The following is a 17410-nucleotide window of genomic DNA, read 5'->3' as shown; positions in this document are numbered from 1 at the left end:
ACGTCGAGGTCCGTTAGTCTGGAGAATAACGTTACTCAACGCTACCGGAAAATTGAATTTCAAATGCAGGTGCAGAAGTTGAACTGCATCACATCATTTTTACCAAACCGTCACGTTTGCGCTTCCGCTACTTTGATAACCTTCCGTTGCCATCACCTGATAGGACCAGCTGTTGCCTAAGTACATCCCTTTGCTCGCCCATGCATTCACATGATTACTGAACGTGATGGTAGAATTGACTCCGATTGGTTTCTTGGTCTGTCTAACACTCCAATACTGAGGGAAAGTCTGAGTACCATCAATGGAAGGTGCATTGTATCTCATCGTTGTATAGATGTCATATGTGCCGCCATCACTAGTCATCGAGCCCTTATACGTTCCGGTAGGACGATACGTTCCCCAGCTATCCACCACGTAATATTCAATTAGAGCGTTTCTAGTCCAACCATAGAAGGTGAGATAGCCGTTACCTGAAGGAGAGAATACGCCGGCATTATAATTGACCACTCGATTAGGCGTACCGTATGTCCACCCTTTCCCGACAACAAAGTTCCCGGTATTTTGCCAATTCACGCTGTAATTCCCGCCCGATCCATTCACGGCGTTGACCGTTCCTCCGCCATCTGTCCAATTTTGCCAATAATCTGTTGCTGCGCTCGATGTGGCTGCGAAGACACCAAAACTCATGGCAGATGCAAGAACAACGGTTAACAATTTTTTGCTAAATTTAAACATAGATTATACCTCCTGATATTTTAATAGATTTGGTTGATGCTACAATCCGATATCAATGTTCTTCAGCAAATTCACTTGAAAAGACGTTGCGAAAACAGATACAGATCGTTTTTCCACACGGGCCAATCATGTCCTCCACTTTCCTCATGCCAAATGTGAGGTACTCCGTGTTGCGCCAAATATTGGTGAACCCCAAGACTAATCTCTATAAGATTGTCCTGTTCACCGCAAGAGATCCATAACAGCGAGAGTAATGAAGGCGCTTTCGAAAGATCAGGGACAAGCAGCTCCGGACTTCTGGTATTTGGGGCTGCGGAGAAAGCACCGATCCATGCAAAATGGTCTAGATTACTTAATCCGATATTTAAGGATTGACCTCCACCCATGGATAAACCAGCAATCGCCCTTTTATCCCAGCTTTTATGCAAAGGGTAGTTCGACTCCATGTAAGGTATCAAATCGTTGAGCAGATCGGATTCGAACCGTTTAAATGCTTTGATTTTCTCAGGTTCAAACAGGTCTCCTACGGCTCGATCATTCGACATTGCGCGACCGTTGGGGAAAACAATAACCATCGGTTCAAGCATATTATCGTTGTACAGATTATCGAGAATAATTTGCGGAGAACCATGAGTATGCCATTCGGTTTCGTCTCCGCCAATACCATGCAAAAGAAAAAGTACAGGATACATCGTTGTCGAAGAAAATTCTGGTGGGGTGTACACCATCGCTTTACGGGAATTGCCAACCGTGGTGGAAGGATATTCTACCGTCTCCATGACTCCACGTGGTATATTCTCCCGATACTGGTCATATCCCGTTACTGCTGGTGAGATCAATTCCATTCTCTTTTCCTCCGAACATATGAGTGACTATCAGTCTTCAGTTAATCCACATAGCCAAAACCCAGAATGGTGAAGCATTTATGTTCATGGCCTTCCGCCATTTCGATCTCGATGGAGTGCTCCCCCACATGCTCTTCGTTAAGCAGAAGTGTGGCATGGCAATGGGTCCAGTTTACTTGACGCGGATCGACTTTTTGGACAAATACCCCATCTACCTTGATATGTGCAGTTCCGAATTCATCGTTACCAGAATCCTTGAAGATCAGAATGAGGCGTTTGCACTGCAAACTTATCCGAAAGCTACTCTGATCCTCTTTTCCCTCTCCTGTACGCATCCAGTTGTTGGGGAACTGAGGTGTACCATAGTCATGAGCATCCATCTCAGCCATCTGCAGATCCGTGTCCGTTTTACAAAAAGAGCCTGCATCGATTCGGGCAATATGATTGCCATTTTTCCGATCCAACAGCTTCACATTAACAAATTCATTCCCAATTAGCGGAGCTTTTTCAATATGATGATCTTTCTCATCCCACTCAGAACGATTCGTCACGTCGAACAAATATTCCAAACAATCGGCCATAATTCGATGCCCTATGTTAGTTGGATGATATATATCATGGAAAAATTGCTTTTTGGAAATAACGTTGCCTTCACCTTTTGTCTTGCTGAACTGATCTACGACAGCATCTTTCACACTTACCATTGGCAGATCATAATGCCAGCCTACCGGAGCGAGACGATCCTGTAGATTCCAGTCATTTTCGAATACACTGAATAACAAGATGACCGCTGGCTTGTTATCGGCAGTAAGTGCTTTGAGTACCAGACTCTCGTAACATTTACCTTGGGTTTCATCATCTGCGTCATTGACTGCGAATTCGATTATGACAATATCCGGCTGAACGGCACCTCCCCTCAGCACATCACGATCATAACGTACAATCCCCAGTTCTGAAGGAGTTCCACCCACACCTGCTTTAATCAGATGAATCGGACTATCTTTTGAAAGCGCAAACATAAACTTGAACGACTCATACGACCGATAAGCGTAACTTTGGAGATGAATAGGTACTGCACCAGCACCATGGGTAATGGAGCCTCCAATATAAGCGATAACGACAGGTTCGCCGTTTTTTGCCTTCTCAATGGCTCGTTTTAATCTGACATTATTTCCTTTGTTCAGAAGAGATCGGCCAATCATGTCGCGATATCTAGGTGACCCAAAATCAATTGCGGGCTTGACTGCCGACGCTGTCACTCCAACTGGATCGCGCGGTGCAGTGAATTCCGTGTTTTCACCTGCATCTCCTGAATCCTGGAGCATAAATCATCATCACATCCTTCCGGTTTAGATTCTGACCATCCTCAAACAACTTTTAAAGAATCACAGCTTGTATTATTAGATCAGATGTGATCCTTCTCCCAAAGTGTATCCCTTACATAATTTTACAACAACCTGACAAAGTATAGGATTTTAACCAATATATCATTTTAATTTGAGTACAATGACATGCAGATATGAACACCTATAATTTTTCATGTAAACGCTTTAATTTGTATACTATTTCCATGTTATAATTTTGAAAAACCGCATTGATGAAGGAGGATACTCATGAATATCACGGGTCAAGGCGCGTGGGATACGGGTACATATACAAATCTGTTCTTGAAGCTAGGCTACGATGAGAATGAGATCACGAATAGATTGGAAGAAACATGGAACGAGCTGTTTTACGGCGATGATAATACTCGAATATATTACCCCATGGGTGAGGATAAGGGTTATTTGCTGGACACTGGTAATCTCGATGTTCGCTCCGAGGGCATGTCCTATGGCATGATGATGGCTGTTCAGATGGACAAAAAGGAAGAATTTGATCGACTCTGGAATTTCTCACACTCGTTTATGCAACATAAAGCGGGTCGTTATAAAGATTATTTTGCCTGGCATTGCAAGCCTGACGGAACCCAACTCTCGCAAGGTCCTGCTCCTGATGGTGAGGAGTTTTTTGCCATGGCGCTTTTTTTTGCCTCCAACCGCTGGGGCGATGGCGCTGAACCTTATGATTACAAGGCACAAGCCCGCAAGATTCTTCGTGCATGTATACATCAAGGCGAAGACGGCGAAGGCGATCCCATGTGGGACCCGGAAACAAAACTGATCAAATTCATACCAGAAACACCGTTTAGCGACCCATCTTACCATCTGCCTCATTTTTATGAACTATTCGCGAAATATGCGGATGAAGAAGATCAGCGCTTCTGGAAAGAAGCGGCGGCCGCTAGTCGCGCTTACCTTCATACAGCCTGCCATCCCGTAACGGGACTATCACCTGAATATGCGAACTATGACGGCTCTCCGGCTCCAATACAGCCGCATGGTGATTTCAGACATTTTTACAGTGATGCCTACCGTGTTGCTGCAAATATAGCGCTGGACTGGGAATGGTTCCGCAAGGATCACTGGCAGATCGAACAATCCAATCGGATTCAATCCTTCTTCAGTGATATTGAAATGTCCGATTATCGTCGTTATACAATAGAAGGTGAACCTTTCGACGAACCTTCACTGCATCCTGTAGGTTTGCTGGCTACCAATGCCATGGCTTCACTGGCTGCGGACGGTCCACATGCTGACACATTCGTTCGCAAGTTCTGGAACACACCTCTGCGTCAAGGAGAGCGACGTTATTACGACAATTGCCTGTATTTTTTCAGCATGCTCGCTCTAAGCGGAAGATATCGCATGTACTAAACTAAGGAAATGTGCATGAGCCGTTGAACCTGTCCTGTGAACATTTGGCTTGCAGGACAGGTTCAATCACTGAATTTTAAGAAAAATGCAACGATATTACGATTTAATCTATATCAATAAAAAACGTTCCCGGCTCGCATATGTTGACTGCGAACCGGGAACGCGTTTGGTTGTGCAAATACAGGCAGTAACTTTTCCCGCTCTGTATGATCCAGATACTTTAATTATTTGGAGACAGAAGAAGTATCATAGGAAGACTGCATAATCTCCAGATATCGATTAATGTTCAATCCCTCCAGGCCTTTCACATATTCATCCCAATCCTTATCCAGACTTTTGGCGCCAGTAATAAATTGCAGGGCGTTCTGATCGATGTAATCCTTGAGATTGGTCTGCATCATGCTGGCTTCATCAGCTTGGGACGGATCTACCCACAATGCCCAATGAGGGAAAATCTCTTTTGGTTCCTTGCCCTCCATTAACAATGTCGCCTCATAGAGACGTCGCTCACCACCATCATTGGCATAGATGTCTGTCCCCTGTACTTCGGAGTCCCGATATGCCTGATAATGATTGTACTGACTTAATGCAGCCCAACTGTCATTACGAGGTTCTTCTCCAGAAGGAAGCGGAATGGCTTTATATAACGGCTCAATCTGATCATTGAGCGCCACTTCTCCTTCTTGTGGTTTGCGCCAGCTTACGCCCTCTTCTCCCAGATATGATGCCATGGTTCCTTCCTGGGTATAGAGATAATCCAGCAGCTTTATGGCCGCGATCTGTGTTTCCTCACTGGCTTTGTTTGTCAGTACAAAAGACGCTCCGGGATCAATCGGATAGTTGTACGTAGCATAAGCAGCATGGGGTCCCTTCAATGGAGGGATGGGATTATAATCATTCCCGTAAGGAGAACCTTCGGCAGTGGTTACGAATAATGATGGATGCATCGCTGCTCCCGCACCGAGAAGCTGTGCATCAGCGTTATCTCCAATTTTTTTGAAGGCCCCGACGTTTTGGGTAAATGCCCCTGGATCAATCAACCCTTCATCGTACAGGGATTTAATATAGGCAAGCCCTTCTTTCCACTCCGGTTTGTTCACTACGGTCTCCACTTTCCCCTGATTGACAATGAGATAATTCCGATCGTCGTCATAGATAAAACCGTTCATCAAGTACGGAATAATGTGCACACCGAAATTTTCAGTCGAACCGCTTAGCGGTACTTCGTCGGCTTTGCCGTTCCCGTTCGGGTCTTTCGTTTTAAATGCCCGAAGCATTTCCTTAAATTCTTCTGTCGTCGTGGGTTCGGTCAGGCCCAGTTGTTCCATCCATTTGGTGTTGACCCACATCTTGTTTGGGTATGAACAGTGAAAACATTCATTCAGACCCGTCAGACCATAGATATTTCCGTCAGGAGCAGTGTTCATGGCCCGATAATAGTCATTGCTCTCAAGTACTTTTTTAATATTGGGAGCATGCTCCTCAATCAGATCATTCAGCGGCAAAATAACCCCCTGCTGACCAAACTTCAACAAGTCTGTCTGGGAGAAACGATCTACCCAAGGGATGAGCAGATACAAGTCCGGATAATCACCGGAAGCCAGTGAAATCTGTCTTTTCTCCGCTGCACCGTCGAATGGAACCGTAGTCCAGTTGAACTGAATATCAAACTTCTCTTCCATTTTCTTCGTGAATTTGTTAGTGGACAGGTTGGTATCCGAACCCTGGTGAGCAAACACATTAATGGCCGTCTTGCCTGACGGATCGCTGCCTTCCCCGTTCCCCTTATCAGAGCTTGAACATCCGGCAAGTACCAACGAGGTAAACAGCATACAGGCAAGAATGATGAATCCCGCTTTTTTCAATATAATCCTCTCCTTCATGAATAATAGAAAAAATGAACTTATCCTTTAACTGAGCCAATCAGCATACCTTGCACGAAATACCGTTGAACAAAAGGATAGATGATTAGCACCGGCAAGCTGGCCATCACAATTAACGAGTACTTCATGAGTTCAGCCATCTGCTGCTGTTTGATCATTTCCGATGCATCCATGCTCCCCGTACTGCTGTTCAGAATAAGAATGCTGCGTAATATCAGCTGTAGCGGATAGAGCGACTGTGATTTCAGATAGATGAGGGCGTCAAAGTATGCATTCCACTGACCGACAGCGTACATAAGTGACAACACGGCGATAATCGGTTTGGCGAGTGGCAGGATAATACTGAAGATAAACCGGATGTCACTGCAGCCATCGATGTCTGCTGCTTCGGACAATTCTTCCGGTATCGAATTCTGAAAAAAGGTGCGGGCAATGATGACTTGCCATACCCAGACGGCATTGGGAATCAGCAACGCCCAGCGGGTATCAATCAGTCCCATGGTTTTGACCACCAGATAGGTAGGGATCAAACCGCCTGAGAACAACATGGTGAAGGTAATAAACATCATTAACGAGCTGCGACCAACAAACGTTTTTTTGGATAATGGATAAGCAATCATAATGGTCAGTGCCACGCTGATGAAGGTGCCGCAGGCTGTATAAAAAAGGGAATTGGCATACCCGGTAAGGACTTGATCATTCCGCAATACAGACTTGTAACCGTCAAACGTCAGGTCAATGGGCCACAACCAGACTTTTCCCGAGGAGACGGCAGCAGGGCTGCTGAGCGAAGAACTCACAATATATATCAAGGGATACAGCACGGCAATCAGCACCACTGTCAACATGAAGTAAACAACCGTTATAAATACGCGGTCTCCCCAGGATTCACGAATCGTACTGCTGCTCTTGATCCGCGAACGACCTGCATTTGTCTGTGTGTTAGGCATGGGTTGATTCTCCTCCTTTCGCTCCCGTTACCATAAGCTTGTATTGGACAGTCGCTTGGCAACCGCGTTTACAATTAATAGCAGAATCAGGTTAATCACCGAGTTGAACAGGCCAACCGCAGTAGCGAAGCTGTAATTGGCATTCAGCAATCCTATTTTATAGACATACGTGGAGATGATCTCCGAAGCAGACAGGTTGAGCGGATTTTGCAGCAAATATATTTTTTCGAACCCAACAGCCATGATATTCCCTACACTCAGGATCAGAATGATGACGGCTGCCGGAAGTAGTCCAGGCAGATCAACATTGATGATTTTCTGTATTCGGTTGGCTCCGTCCACTTTGGCGGCTTCATACAGGGATGGATCAACACCTGCCAGAGCAGCCAGATATATCACAGCGGAGTACCCCATTCCCTGCCACACATCGGAGAATACGTAGATGGATCGAAACAGTCCAGGCTCACCGAGAAAATTCACCGCTTCGAAACCAAGGGCACCTGCAATCGTGTTGACAATACCCAGCCTAGGAGACAGAAAGAGCATAATGATGGAGACCATAACAACGGTAGAGATGAAATATGGAGCATACGTCACCATTTGTACTGTTTTTTTGAATCGTATGTTTTTGATTTCGTTCAGCGCGAGCGCCAGTAATATAGGAATCGGGAAACCAACGATCAGGCTGTAAAACGAAATGTAGAGCGTGTTCTTGATCAGCATGACAAACGCCGGATTTTTAAAAAGTAATTCGAAATACTTGGTTCCGGCCCACGGACTGCCCCAGATCCCCTTGATGACGTTGTAATCTTTAAATGCCAGGACCGCATTCACCATGGGTACATACTTGAAAATAATAAAGTAAGCAATCGGTGGCAGGATCAGCAGATATAGCTGCCAATGTCGCCTCCAGCTTCTGGATAATGCTTGCTTCAAGGCAAACGCTTTACTTGGTTTCTTCACGGACTTTGATTCACTGGTCATTGTGGTTCTCAGAATCATCCCCCCATTCTTGGCTCCAAATCGTGCTGAACTTCAGCTCAACTTGGTAGCGCTTACTTTTTTGAGTAATCATAAGATTGCGCTGGGGATGCGTAAAGGTACAGTTACGCTGAGAAAGTACAAAAAGCGAATATAGTTCCCGAGAAACAGCCTACATTAACCGCTATGAACGTCCATTTTCCGAAATACACTCGGAGAAATGCCGCGTACCCGCTTGAAAGCTCGGCGGAATGAATGTGCACTGTTATACCCGGTGGCCTCCGCTATCTCGTCAATGGTCTGACCAGTGGAGTGCAACAAGTTCGAGGCAGCATCAATGCGTACCCGTTCTACATAATCGGAAAGATTCTCTCCCGTATGTTCTTTGAACAGTTGGGATATAAACTTCTCGGACTTGCTCATGTGCTCGGCAATCCGATAGATCGTCAAGTTTGCATCCCCATAATGTTGTTGGATAAAACAAATCATTTCGCTTACAGTATCCGCATGTGCTCCTGCTCTTCTTCTCTGGAAATCACCGCAGATGTCTTCCGTTAACCGTTTGAATTTTGCCCGCAGCGAAGTAATCGTTTCTGTCATCTGAATGGATGTCACCCGGGTTTTATATTCCTCCAGCAGGGAGGCATCCAACTTGAATTTTGGTTCGTCCAGCTTCAGAAAAGTCCCCTTCAGCTCCATGATGAACTGCTGTGTCATCTCGTAGGACAGTTCCCGCTCCTCTAAATTACGAAGAAACAATTGCTCCAGAATGCGTATCGCCTCTTCAGGCTCACCGACTTTGATTGTGTTCAGCAGGCGCTGTTCAGACTCAATCGGATAATAGAACATTTCATTTTCCTTCATCGTATCTTCAAATCTCACCAGATGATCTGTTCCCATATGAATGGCATAATCCAGAGCTTGTTTGGCTTCGTCAAAGGAACGCCCTGCATCATTCCAGACCTCGTAAGCTGCACCTGTGCCAATTGTTGTGGATATCCGATGCTCCCGGTAGATCACTTCCATCAAGGTGTTCAGCTCTTTTTCACATCTCCCTATAGTTTCATTCAGTTGGTTCTCATCCAATGGACAGGCAAAAGCGATCTGGTCTGTTCCCCAATCCGTGATCAGCAGCTGCGCATTCCACTCTGTAAGTACCTGTTTGATGAGCAGCCTTGCGACACCCAGTTCATGGATCGTTTCTTCACTCTCCGGATTGGCATATCCGTTTACCTTCACTAAGCCTGCCAAGCCCTTGCTGCTATGAAGAGAAATGTGCGCCTGGGATGAGATAACCTCCAACTCAAGTGAGGTATAGACTTCTCCCGTTAACAAACGTTTGATAAAACCGTCTCTCAATAACGGAATCTGCTCATTCATGGCGTTTTTAAGTGAGTCGTTATTAGCAATGAGATTGTTAATATGGCTTGCCAAAAAATCATATTCATTGCCCCGTCTGCCTGGGGAATCGGTGATTTGTTCCCTAAAAGAGGCCAACAATCTGTAAACGGGTGCACTATTCCGATAGGCCAGAACCAGCCCGAATAACAGTCCCAAGGCAATGGTTGCCAAAGTAAAGACCAGCGTGACTTGTTTGATTTGGTCCGCTTTTGTCATGAGTGCTTTCTCCGGAATCCCTGCCATGTAATTCCATCCATTTTGACTGGACTGCATCGATATCAGCAGCCGACCATCACTTCCAGGCTGTACATTCTGCACGTTCAGCTCCGTTTCCGCAGCGTTATCTTCTCTCTGGCGACTCTGTGCCATTTGCTCGGCTTCGGCTTGTTCAATGCCATGGGAGAAAATGATCTGCCCTTCCGCATCAGTGACGAGAGTCCAGCCGCCATATTGATCCACAATATTTTGAGTAAGGCTGGCCATCTGATCCTGATCAATCATGACACCAATCGTCGCTTGCGGTTTGTTGAAGCTGTTCAAAGGCAGAGATTGCAGAAACGTAATGGCGGGAACGTCTGCAAGCACAGTGCCGAGTATTTCACGTTTATAGTTTCGAAGCGGTATGATTTCATTAAAGTGTGGTTGTTTGAGAATTTGGTCATGCCATTGTTCAAACGACATACCGTCCAGCTGATTGGCAGCATAATAATGCTCTGGACGATAATACACAGTTCTTGGTGTGATGATGGCATTGTAGTTTGGTATGTGAATGAAGAAATGGGACAAGTAATCATTGGTACTGCTGTACATGGAGAGGCTCCGCTGCATACGGTTCATACCGTAGACATTGTAGAGATCATGCGGCTTTGGGCCAGCAATTAAATTTTGCAAATCGGGATTGACGGCAAGCTGCCTGGTAAAGGCTTCAACTTGAAGAAGGTTACGCTCAATGATCTCTTTCCCGAGACTCAGCGACTTCAAGCTGTTTTCAATGGAACTGGAACGGGCCGCTTCAATAGAAGCTCGGTAAGAGGCATATCCCGCAATTTGAGGAATCATCAGAATGACAAGATACGAAATGAGGAATCGGCGGAACACGGGTGAAAATTTGGACCATAGGAGCTGCATATGTACCCTCCCTTTTTTTATCGAGCGCTTACATTTCTCTGTGTTAAGGTAGCTGTTCAATGATACACCGGGCATTTCTTCCTGGTGAAGGTACAACTTCTTCCTTATGGTACATTTACATACTGTAGCGTACAATGCTTGCATGAAAATAATTGTTGGTCTGCGGGTTAGCGCACAAATATAGTTGTATTTTACCTTCGCATGACATCCATCACAAAGTATCAAAAATAAACGCAAAAAACCTCCCCAAGACATGGAATGACTTGGGGAGGTTTTTGTTTAATGTTGTGCTTATTAATTGCTAACGGCAACAAATTTCCATTGTTGGTTTGTAGCACCTGTGTAGGTGTTCTGCTGCAGCAAGGCTCCATCCGAAGTGGAAGCGTTTGCCACTTCAATCGCTTTATTGCTGTTCACGTTGATGATACTCCAGTACCCGTTACCAAGATCGTTGACCTTAAAATGCTGAGCGGTTGTGTTCAGATTGCTCATGAGTTGAACCGCTTCCCCATTGGTGAGGGTACCGTTGCGAATATCGATGACTTTGTCCGGTGAGTTCACACTTGTCAGTGTATAGTTGCCGCTGCCGATCGAGGTCAGAACCCACTTCTGAGGGTTACCGCCCAGATCACTCCACTGCTGGAGCTGAAGATTATTTTCATTTTGACCACCAGGAACATCAACAACTTTGTTGGAATGCCGGGCTACGATTTTATAAGTTGCACCGGATACAAGACCCGTTGTCGGTCCGCCGCCTTGTCCACTGCCCGGGTAAGTCTGAGCACGTTCATGGTACCAGTTGAACAGGAATCGTCCCATGGCACTCCGTGAAGCATCTCCATCCCATTTCAGTCCAGCCGTTGGGTCGGCAAAGGAGCTTCGTGGTCCTTCACTTAGAATGAATCCGTTCATATGAGCTGCAATGCTGACATTACCTGATGCGTTGAAAATCGTTTTGGTATTGGTGCCAAAACCTTCATTGCTACCATTAAACAAGTTCCAATAGGCCGAATCGCCAGGTTTGTTTTTGAACCAGGTTACCTCGGTAATATTAATCGGATATTTGTCAGCAGCTGCCTTCACGTTGGTATTCCACTGGTCTTGCAGGATAGAGAAGTTGTCATATGCGCCATAACCAGGGTACCAGTGAACCGCATATCCATAGTTATTGAGCGGATCAGTCAATGGATGGCTTGCCGTCAAGCTGTAAAATTGGTTGTATCCCAGACCTGCCGCCCAGATGACGTTGTCCGCACCTTTGCTACGAATTGTTGAAATCATGGAATTTTGGAAATTACGCAAGTCATTCCAGTGATCCACAAAGTCATTTTCCCCGTTGTATCCACCCCAATGTCCATTGGCATAGGATTTCACCGGTTCGTTGATCAGTTCGAAGTGAACGTTGTCTGCACTTTTGATCTCCGGGCGTGAAGCGAGATAACCCCAGATTTCGTTGAATTTTTGCAGGTTGGCAGTTGTTGTTGCCTGATCATCCTTCAGTGTGAAGTCCAGTCCCAGGACAACATAGACACCTTTTGTTTTGGCATATTGAATGTACGGAATAATTACATTTTGCGTAACGGTCTGCACACCGGCAAAGTTATATGTACCAGCAGCCACATCTCCCATGTCCTGACGATCGATGAACAGACGCACCTGATTCATATTCCAGCCATGATTGCTTCCGTACTTCGCGCTGGTGTCAGCAAAAGTATCGGTAATGTCTTTCAGATAAGCCAGTGTAGCTGCATGACGGTTATTGCCGTGCAGATTGAGATAATAATTGCTGTCCTGATATGTCCAGTAGGCACCTGAGGGTTGATGCCAACCGTTCAGTAGCACAGGCTGGTTGTTGCTGTTCACCAGGTTTTTGCCGTTTACGTGCAGCTTGCCCATCGGCATGCCCACCCATGCTTCGGCACGGCTGCCTCCCCATGGAGCAATTGTGATCAATAAAGCCAGAATGAGTACAAGTTTACAAGATGTCATGAACTTCTTCACTTTAATTCCTCCTGATCTGATATATTGCCTTGCAATAATGCGAGGTAAGCTCCGTCAGAGTATCTCTGATCAAACAGATCGCTCAGGGTCGGCGCCCGCTCCCGCAGCCCGTTCCACACCAGCAGGGGGATCCTGCGCAGGGAAGGATCGCGGTTCTGCTGTGAGCAGACGTTCATGAGATCGTTACATGCCCCCTTTTCACAGATGGAATGTTGCATGAAGTTCCTCCTCCCTCTTCCAGTCTGATCCCACTCCAAACGTACAGAAGAACTTAACTTAACCGACGATTCCCGTACGCTCTACACTCTCTACGAAATATCGTTGCACAAACAAATAGATGATGATCAAAGGCAGAATGGCAAGAAGAATTCCTGTATCCTGGATCATACTCAGATAGAACGGATCGGCTTGGGAAGCTGCACCGTCAGTAACCTGCTGGGCCAGATTATACGGAAGGGACGATAACTGAGTCGACATGACTTTACTTGAAGTCAGATAAGTCGTCGTATAAAAGCTGTCGTTCCACTGCCATACGAAGGAAAACAGCATGACTGTTACCATGGACGGAATGGCATTGGGCAGCATGATTCTTGAAAATGTTCGTCCGATGCCCGCGCCGTCCACATAGGCCGCCTCCTCCACTTCCTTCGGAATACCTCTGAAGAATTGCCGGAAGATAAAGATGTACAAGCCGGCCTTAAGTGAATTGGCCGTAATCGCCGTCAGAATAAACGGCCAATAGGTGTTAAGCAAATTAACAGGTTTGCCGGCTATAAGCGTCATAAGCCCCATCAGGTCAAAGCTTTTCAGATTCAGGTATACCGGGATGAGAATGGTCGTTGGCGGTACAAGAATCGTCAGAATTACACCAGCAAACAGCCAGTTGCTTCCCCTGAATTTCAGTCTGGCGAATCCGTATCCTGCAAGTGCACAGGATGCTGTAGTCAGCAGTGTAGTCGTTGCAGACAGCGCAAACGTATTAAACAGCGTTGTCCAGTAATCCATTACGCGTATCGCCTCTTTGAAATTGTCGATGGAGAAGTTCTGTGGAATCCACACCACCACTGCCGAATACAGATCACCTTTAGCTTTGATGGATGTGGAAACCTTCTGAAATATGGGAAACAGGATAACGAAGGAAAGCCCGGTAATCAGAACGAATCGGATCATGGCCCACAGCCAGCCTTTCCAATGCTCCAGCGATAATAATCGTGATGTTGTCACGTGGGACACCCTCCTTTCTAATCTTGATAGAAGACTCGCTTCGAGAAAATGATGTTTACGATAACCAGAATGATGGCAATGGCCAGAAAGTAAACCCATGCCATGGCAGAACTTAATCCAAAGTCAAATTTGACGAAGCCGGTATCCCGGATCAGTTCCGTCATGGCGTTATTGGCAAACGAATCAATGATTGTATAGATCGCATTGACAAAAATAAGCGGGCTGACCATTGGGAACGTAATTTTCCAAAAGGCTTCATAACCCGTTGCCCCTTCCATCTTCGAAGCCTCATACAGTTGAGGGGAAATCGTCTGGATCCCTGCCAAAAAGATCAAAATCTGTACACCGGATTGACTGACGATCTGATAGATCCGATCTACGGCGCTGCTCAGATACGTAACGATCCAATCGCTCACTCCGGCGTTAACCATCAGATTTTCGAGTTCAAATGTCCCGAGTGAGCTTCCACCTGTGCTGCTCTGATTAACCGCTTCAATCAGGCTGGTGCTCTCCAGTGTCATAATCACTCCCGATGCCAGAATAACGGGCAGGAAAAAGATCGACCGCGCTACAGCCCGGCCCCTGAACTTCTGATTCAGGATGACGGCAAGGAACAGACTGAATATAACGATAAGCGGTACGTTGATGAGCACGTCTGTGATCGCCTCAATTAACGCACGGTTAAAGCTTGTATTGACGGTCAGCGCCTGAATATAATTGGCAACACCGTTGAACTGAATTGCTATGCCTTCCGCGTTAGCCTGAATTGTACTCATGCTGTATCGCAGAGAGGCTAACAGCGGAATGAAGAAAAACAACACAAAACCAATGAGCCAGGGAAGCACGTAGATTACGCCCCACATGGCTTTCTGCTGAGCATACGTACGACTTCCCCATTTCCATTTCAGGAGCGTCTTCAGAGCTGCTCACCACCAGTCACATAGCTTTGGGCTTCCACTGTATCGTTGTCAACTTCTACAGGGAAGTCGTTATAATTGACGATTACGAACCCGCCACCTTCATATGTTGTCCGGAAGACGCCCTCCTCCAGGGATTCATGGGACATCATGGAACGTCCGGCAAACGGCTGGTTCACCTGGTTCACCTCGTTGTAAATCTCGGCAGCCAGATCGATCCATTGTTCATAATTCGCCGCGTAGAGATCATCATAATCCGTTTCTTTCACAACATGGTTTGGCGCATTGAACCATGCAAAGTAAGGACTGGCTCCATATTCAATCAGCTTCAACACATATTGCCTTGCATTGGTATATGTGGAGAGATTGTATGGCGTCCCCGTATAACCGATGCTGCCGTGTACAACGAGCTGATAGAATGGAATCTCTTCATCCTCCAGCTTGAAACGACTGCTGGTCATTGGCGCATCTGTCAGACCAGTTACATACGGCAGGGCATAAGCGTTCCCGCCTTCAGCAACAAGCGAGCCAGACTGCTGCCCGATTTGTTCAAGTGCCTTCTTTACGGAGCCAAGCGCTTGTGTTCGGTCCACCAGCTTTTTCGGATTCATATCGCTGTTTAACTGAGCTGCCAGATCATTCAGGCTTAGTGAGAGTCCATCCTTTTGAAGGGACCTCAGCTCATCTAACATGTCTGCCGTCACGTCCTCCAGCATGTTGGGCGAAAGCACATAGGATGGTGAACGATCCCGGTCCCGCCGCTGGATGGCCTGGTTCATCGGATACAAGACCGCCGGTTCCTGAGTTAATGTGCGTGAAGCTTCCTTGGACGGTTTAAACCCTTTTTTGGATTGCACATTCAGCAGAGCGATATCGGGATAGAAGCCGATGCCCGCTTCTTGTGTGTATGCGCTGAAATCCCGCAATCCCTTTTTCCCGCCTACCGCGCCATCTACTTGGATGGAATCCGGCAGTCGATGATGAAGTCCGCCGTTAAGCCATCCCGCATAGCGCACCTGAATATTGGATACCTTCTTCTCCGTCAAGGCGGAGAGAATGTTTTTGGCTTCATCAAACGTGGTCAAAGCCTCCGTTGAATCATACGGTATGCCCAGCATATGCTGCCTTGTTGTCATGCCGCCGAACAGTTGCAGATAAAAGGGAACGTTACTCTGCTCTTTGCTGGCGTTTAACTCGGGAAGTCCGCCGTTTTGCACCAGATAATCCCGATAGAGTGATGCAAGCCCCGAGTACGAGGCCTTATCCGCCCCGACAAAAGCATATCGAACGACGAAATCAGACGCGGTCGGTTTCTTCTGGAATTTCGGAAGTGTACGAACCATATCACTTGCCTGAAGGGTCACATCGCTCTTGTTCACCACATAGAAGCTGGGATATACGTTGTTGTAGCTGTTCAGCTTGCCGCTGATATCGGCATTCACAACTGCAACGGCATCCCCTTCTTCAATAATGCCCAGAAAAGCTCCCTCTTTCCGAATCAGTCCAAATACCGGCAACCTGGCTCTGGCTTCATTCGAACTTGCTTCCCGTAGTTTCATGGTCATATCCGGTCCATATATATCTTGTTGATAGGCAGGATACTGCAGCTTGCCATTGTTAAAATGGATCAGCGCTCCCGAACCGTCCGGAACCAGTATGGAGCCCTCTTCTTCTGAACCCCCAGCCCCGAAGTAATCCATTACAGATATGCTGTTGATCGGATATTCCTCCGGAAAATGAATGCCTGAGGACGGAACACGTACAAGCAGATCCTCTTCATCCAGCTCATATTCCATCGTAAGCATAAACAGCCGTGGTCCACTTCGTTCCTCTTCAATGCCAAACTCGGCATGATCCTGAGCCAGATCCTCCGATGTGTAACCGGCTGTGTCAAAAGCCTTCAAGGCCCGGGACAATTGCAATCCTTGCATCGCCTTATCAATCCGGACGTAAGCGCCTTCATCCTTGTCTTCCGCATAGCCGACCTTCAAGGCCCGTTGCCCGGCCTTGTCTAGCTGTGCAAGCAGCCTTTGTTCAAATCGCTCCTTGCTGATCTTCATCGGCAAGTCTTCTATGGATCGCTCAGTGCTTCCAAACTGGTAGTGGACCCGCACGCCGCTTGGCAGCACCTCGTAGCTTATCTGCTTGTGTGCAACACTATCCGTGAAGGAATTCACGGTGCTGCTCTGTCCGAGGCTGTTGAAGAAGCTGAGCTTCGTTTGTGATGACAATAGGTCTTTGTTTATCCCGGCTGCAACCCCATCCTGCTCACGATCTGCAGGATTGCTGCGCCAGATCTGGCCGCTCTGCGTGTGAATCACTGCAATCTCGGCAGTCTCTTCGTTAATGAACAATTGCAGCGCAGCATTCTGCGCAATGCCTACCATGCCGGGAAGGCGGACATCGCTGAACGATGATTTCAGTTTCTCTCCGGGAGGCAGGGAGGGAAAGTCCGTCTGATCAGCGGCAGTCACTGTCTCGTGAGCGAGCGGTGTTGGCGAGAATTGACAACCGCCCAGAAGCAGGCTGCCCGCGAGCAGCATTCCTGTTATTTTTTTGGCTACGGTATAATTCATAACAAATTCCTCC

The 17410-nt window shown here is 46.8% G+C and carries 13 protein-coding genes; 1 reads left to right on the top strand and 12 read right to left on the bottom strand.

Translation table 11 applies throughout. From position 1 onward, the window contains the following. Nucleotides 1–99 precede the first annotated feature (99 nt). The 3 genes from NSQ20_RS16265 to NSQ20_RS16255 all read right to left on the bottom strand — a co-directional run bounded on the left by NSQ20_RS16265 (nt 100) and on the right by NSQ20_RS16255 (nt 2905). The gene (locus NSQ20_RS16265) at nt 100–735 is read right to left on the bottom strand and encodes a glycoside hydrolase family 11 protein (protein WP_047842966.1); all 636 of its coding nucleotides are present in this window, start codon (nt 733–735) and stop codon (nt 100–102) included. 71 nt (nt 736–806) lie between these two features. Continuing rightward, the gene (locus NSQ20_RS16260; protein WP_340032970.1) at nt 807–1580 is read right to left on the bottom strand and encodes an alpha/beta hydrolase-fold protein; all 774 of its coding nucleotides are present in this window, start codon (nt 1578–1580) and stop codon (nt 807–809) included. 41 nt (nt 1581–1621) lie between these two features. Further along, nucleotides 1622–2905, bottom strand: coding sequence for an SGNH/GDSL hydrolase family protein (locus NSQ20_RS16255; RefSeq protein ID WP_340032969.1), 1284 nt, complete (start codon nt 2903–2905; stop codon nt 1622–1624). Nucleotides 2906–3193: 288 nt separating this feature from the next. On the opposite strand from NSQ20_RS16255, the gene NSQ20_RS16250 reads away from it, so the two are divergent. Further along, nucleotides 3194–4336, top strand: coding sequence for a glycosyl hydrolase family 8 (locus tag NSQ20_RS16250; protein ID WP_340029477.1), 1143 nt, complete (start codon nt 3194–3196; stop codon nt 4334–4336). Between the two features lie 224 nt (nt 4337–4560). Here NSQ20_RS16250 and NSQ20_RS16245 read toward each other — a convergent pair whose 3' ends face one another. The 9 genes from NSQ20_RS16245 to NSQ20_RS16205 all read right to left on the bottom strand — a co-directional run bounded on the left by NSQ20_RS16245 (nt 4561) and on the right by NSQ20_RS16205 (nt 17397). After that, nucleotides 4561–6201 (bottom strand): ABC transporter substrate-binding protein, encoded by a 1641-nt coding sequence (locus NSQ20_RS16245; RefSeq protein ID WP_036615889.1) that lies wholly within the window; start codon nt 6199–6201, stop codon nt 4561–4563. A 38-nt stretch (nt 6202–6239) separates the two neighbouring features. Beyond that, nucleotides 6240–7169 (bottom strand): carbohydrate ABC transporter permease, encoded by a 930-nt coding sequence (locus tag NSQ20_RS16240; RefSeq protein WP_036615892.1) that lies wholly within the window; start codon nt 7167–7169, stop codon nt 6240–6242. 27 nt (nt 7170–7196) lie between these two features. Further along, the gene (locus NSQ20_RS16235) at nt 7197–8051 is read right to left on the bottom strand and encodes an ABC transporter permease subunit (protein ID WP_036671100.1); all 855 of its coding nucleotides are present in this window, start codon (nt 8049–8051) and stop codon (nt 7197–7199) included. Between the two features lie 276 nt (nt 8052–8327). Beyond that, a complete protein-coding gene (locus NSQ20_RS16230; protein WP_340032968.1) occupies nt 8328–10679 on the bottom strand; it encodes a helix-turn-helix domain-containing protein in 2352 nt (783 codons plus the stop codon). 294 nt (nt 10680–10973) lie between these two features. Further along, nucleotides 10974–12680, bottom strand: coding sequence for an RICIN domain-containing protein (locus NSQ20_RS16225; RefSeq protein ID WP_340032967.1), 1707 nt, complete (start codon nt 12678–12680; stop codon nt 10974–10976). Beyond that, entirely contained in the window at nt 12677–12898 is a 222-nt protein-coding gene (locus NSQ20_RS16220; RefSeq protein ID WP_339199706.1) for a hypothetical protein, read from the bottom strand. The genes NSQ20_RS16225 and NSQ20_RS16220 overlap by 4 nt, the downstream gene beginning before the upstream one ends. A 58-nt stretch (nt 12899–12956) precedes the next feature. Then, complete coding sequence (locus NSQ20_RS16215; protein ID WP_340032966.1) at nt 12957–13904, bottom strand: carbohydrate ABC transporter permease; 948 nt, start codon at nt 13902–13904, stop codon at nt 12957–12959. Nucleotides 13905–13921: 17 nt separating this feature from the next. Further along, nucleotides 13922–14767: a sugar ABC transporter permease gene (locus tag NSQ20_RS16210; protein WP_082219083.1), complete on the bottom strand. Its 846-nt coding sequence runs from the start codon at nt 14765–14767 to the stop codon at nt 13922–13924. A gap of 53 nt (nt 14768–14820) precedes the next feature. Continuing rightward, nucleotides 14821–17397 (bottom strand): DUF5696 domain-containing protein, encoded by a 2577-nt coding sequence (locus NSQ20_RS16205; protein ID WP_340032965.1) that lies wholly within the window; start codon nt 17395–17397, stop codon nt 14821–14823. Between the last annotated feature and the right edge of the window lie 13 nt (nt 17398–17410).

Origin of the sequence: Paenibacillus sp. FSL K6-1122 (assembly GCF_037977015.1) — a bacterium.
Classification (GTDB): Bacteria; Bacillota; Bacilli; order Paenibacillales; family Paenibacillaceae; genus Paenibacillus; species Paenibacillus amylolyticus.
The sequence above is the reverse complement of the archived record's forward strand: the minus strand, read 5'-3'. Positions and strand labels throughout refer to the sequence as shown.

What these genes read in the sequence shown, in the direction of transcription:
- NSQ20_RS16220 (WP_339199706.1), bottom strand. Translation starts at nt 12,898, where the DNA reads ATGCAACATTCCATCTGTGAAAAGGGGGCATGTAACGATCTCATGAAC.
- NSQ20_RS16240 (WP_036615892.1), bottom strand. Translation starts at nt 7,169, where the DNA reads ATGCCTAACACACAGACAAATGCAGGTCGTTCGCGGATCAAGAGCAGC.
- NSQ20_RS16255 (WP_340032969.1), bottom strand. Translation starts at nt 2,905, where the DNA reads ATGCTCCAGGATTCAGGAGATGCAGGTGAAAACACGGAATTCACTGCA.
- NSQ20_RS16210 (WP_082219083.1), bottom strand. Translation starts at nt 14,767, where the DNA reads ATGTGGGGCGTAATCTACGTGCTTCCCTGGCTCATTGGTTTTGTGTTG.
- NSQ20_RS16265 (WP_047842966.1), bottom strand. Translation starts at nt 735, where the DNA reads ATGTTTAAATTTAGCAAAAAATTGTTAACCGTTGTTCTTGCATCTGCC.
- NSQ20_RS16230 (WP_340032968.1), bottom strand. Translation starts at nt 10,679, where the DNA reads ATGCAGCTCCTATGGTCCAAATTTTCACCCGTGTTCCGCCGATTCCTC.
- NSQ20_RS16250 (WP_340029477.1), top strand. Translation starts at nt 3,194, where the DNA reads ATGAATATCACGGGTCAAGGCGCGTGGGATACGGGTACATATACAAAT.
- NSQ20_RS16260 (WP_340032970.1), bottom strand. Translation starts at nt 1,580, where the DNA reads ATGGAATTGATCTCACCAGCAGTAACGGGATATGACCAGTATCGGGAG.
- NSQ20_RS16205 (WP_340032965.1), bottom strand. Translation starts at nt 17,397, where the DNA reads ATGAATTATACCGTAGCCAAAAAAATAACAGGAATGCTGCTCGCGGGC.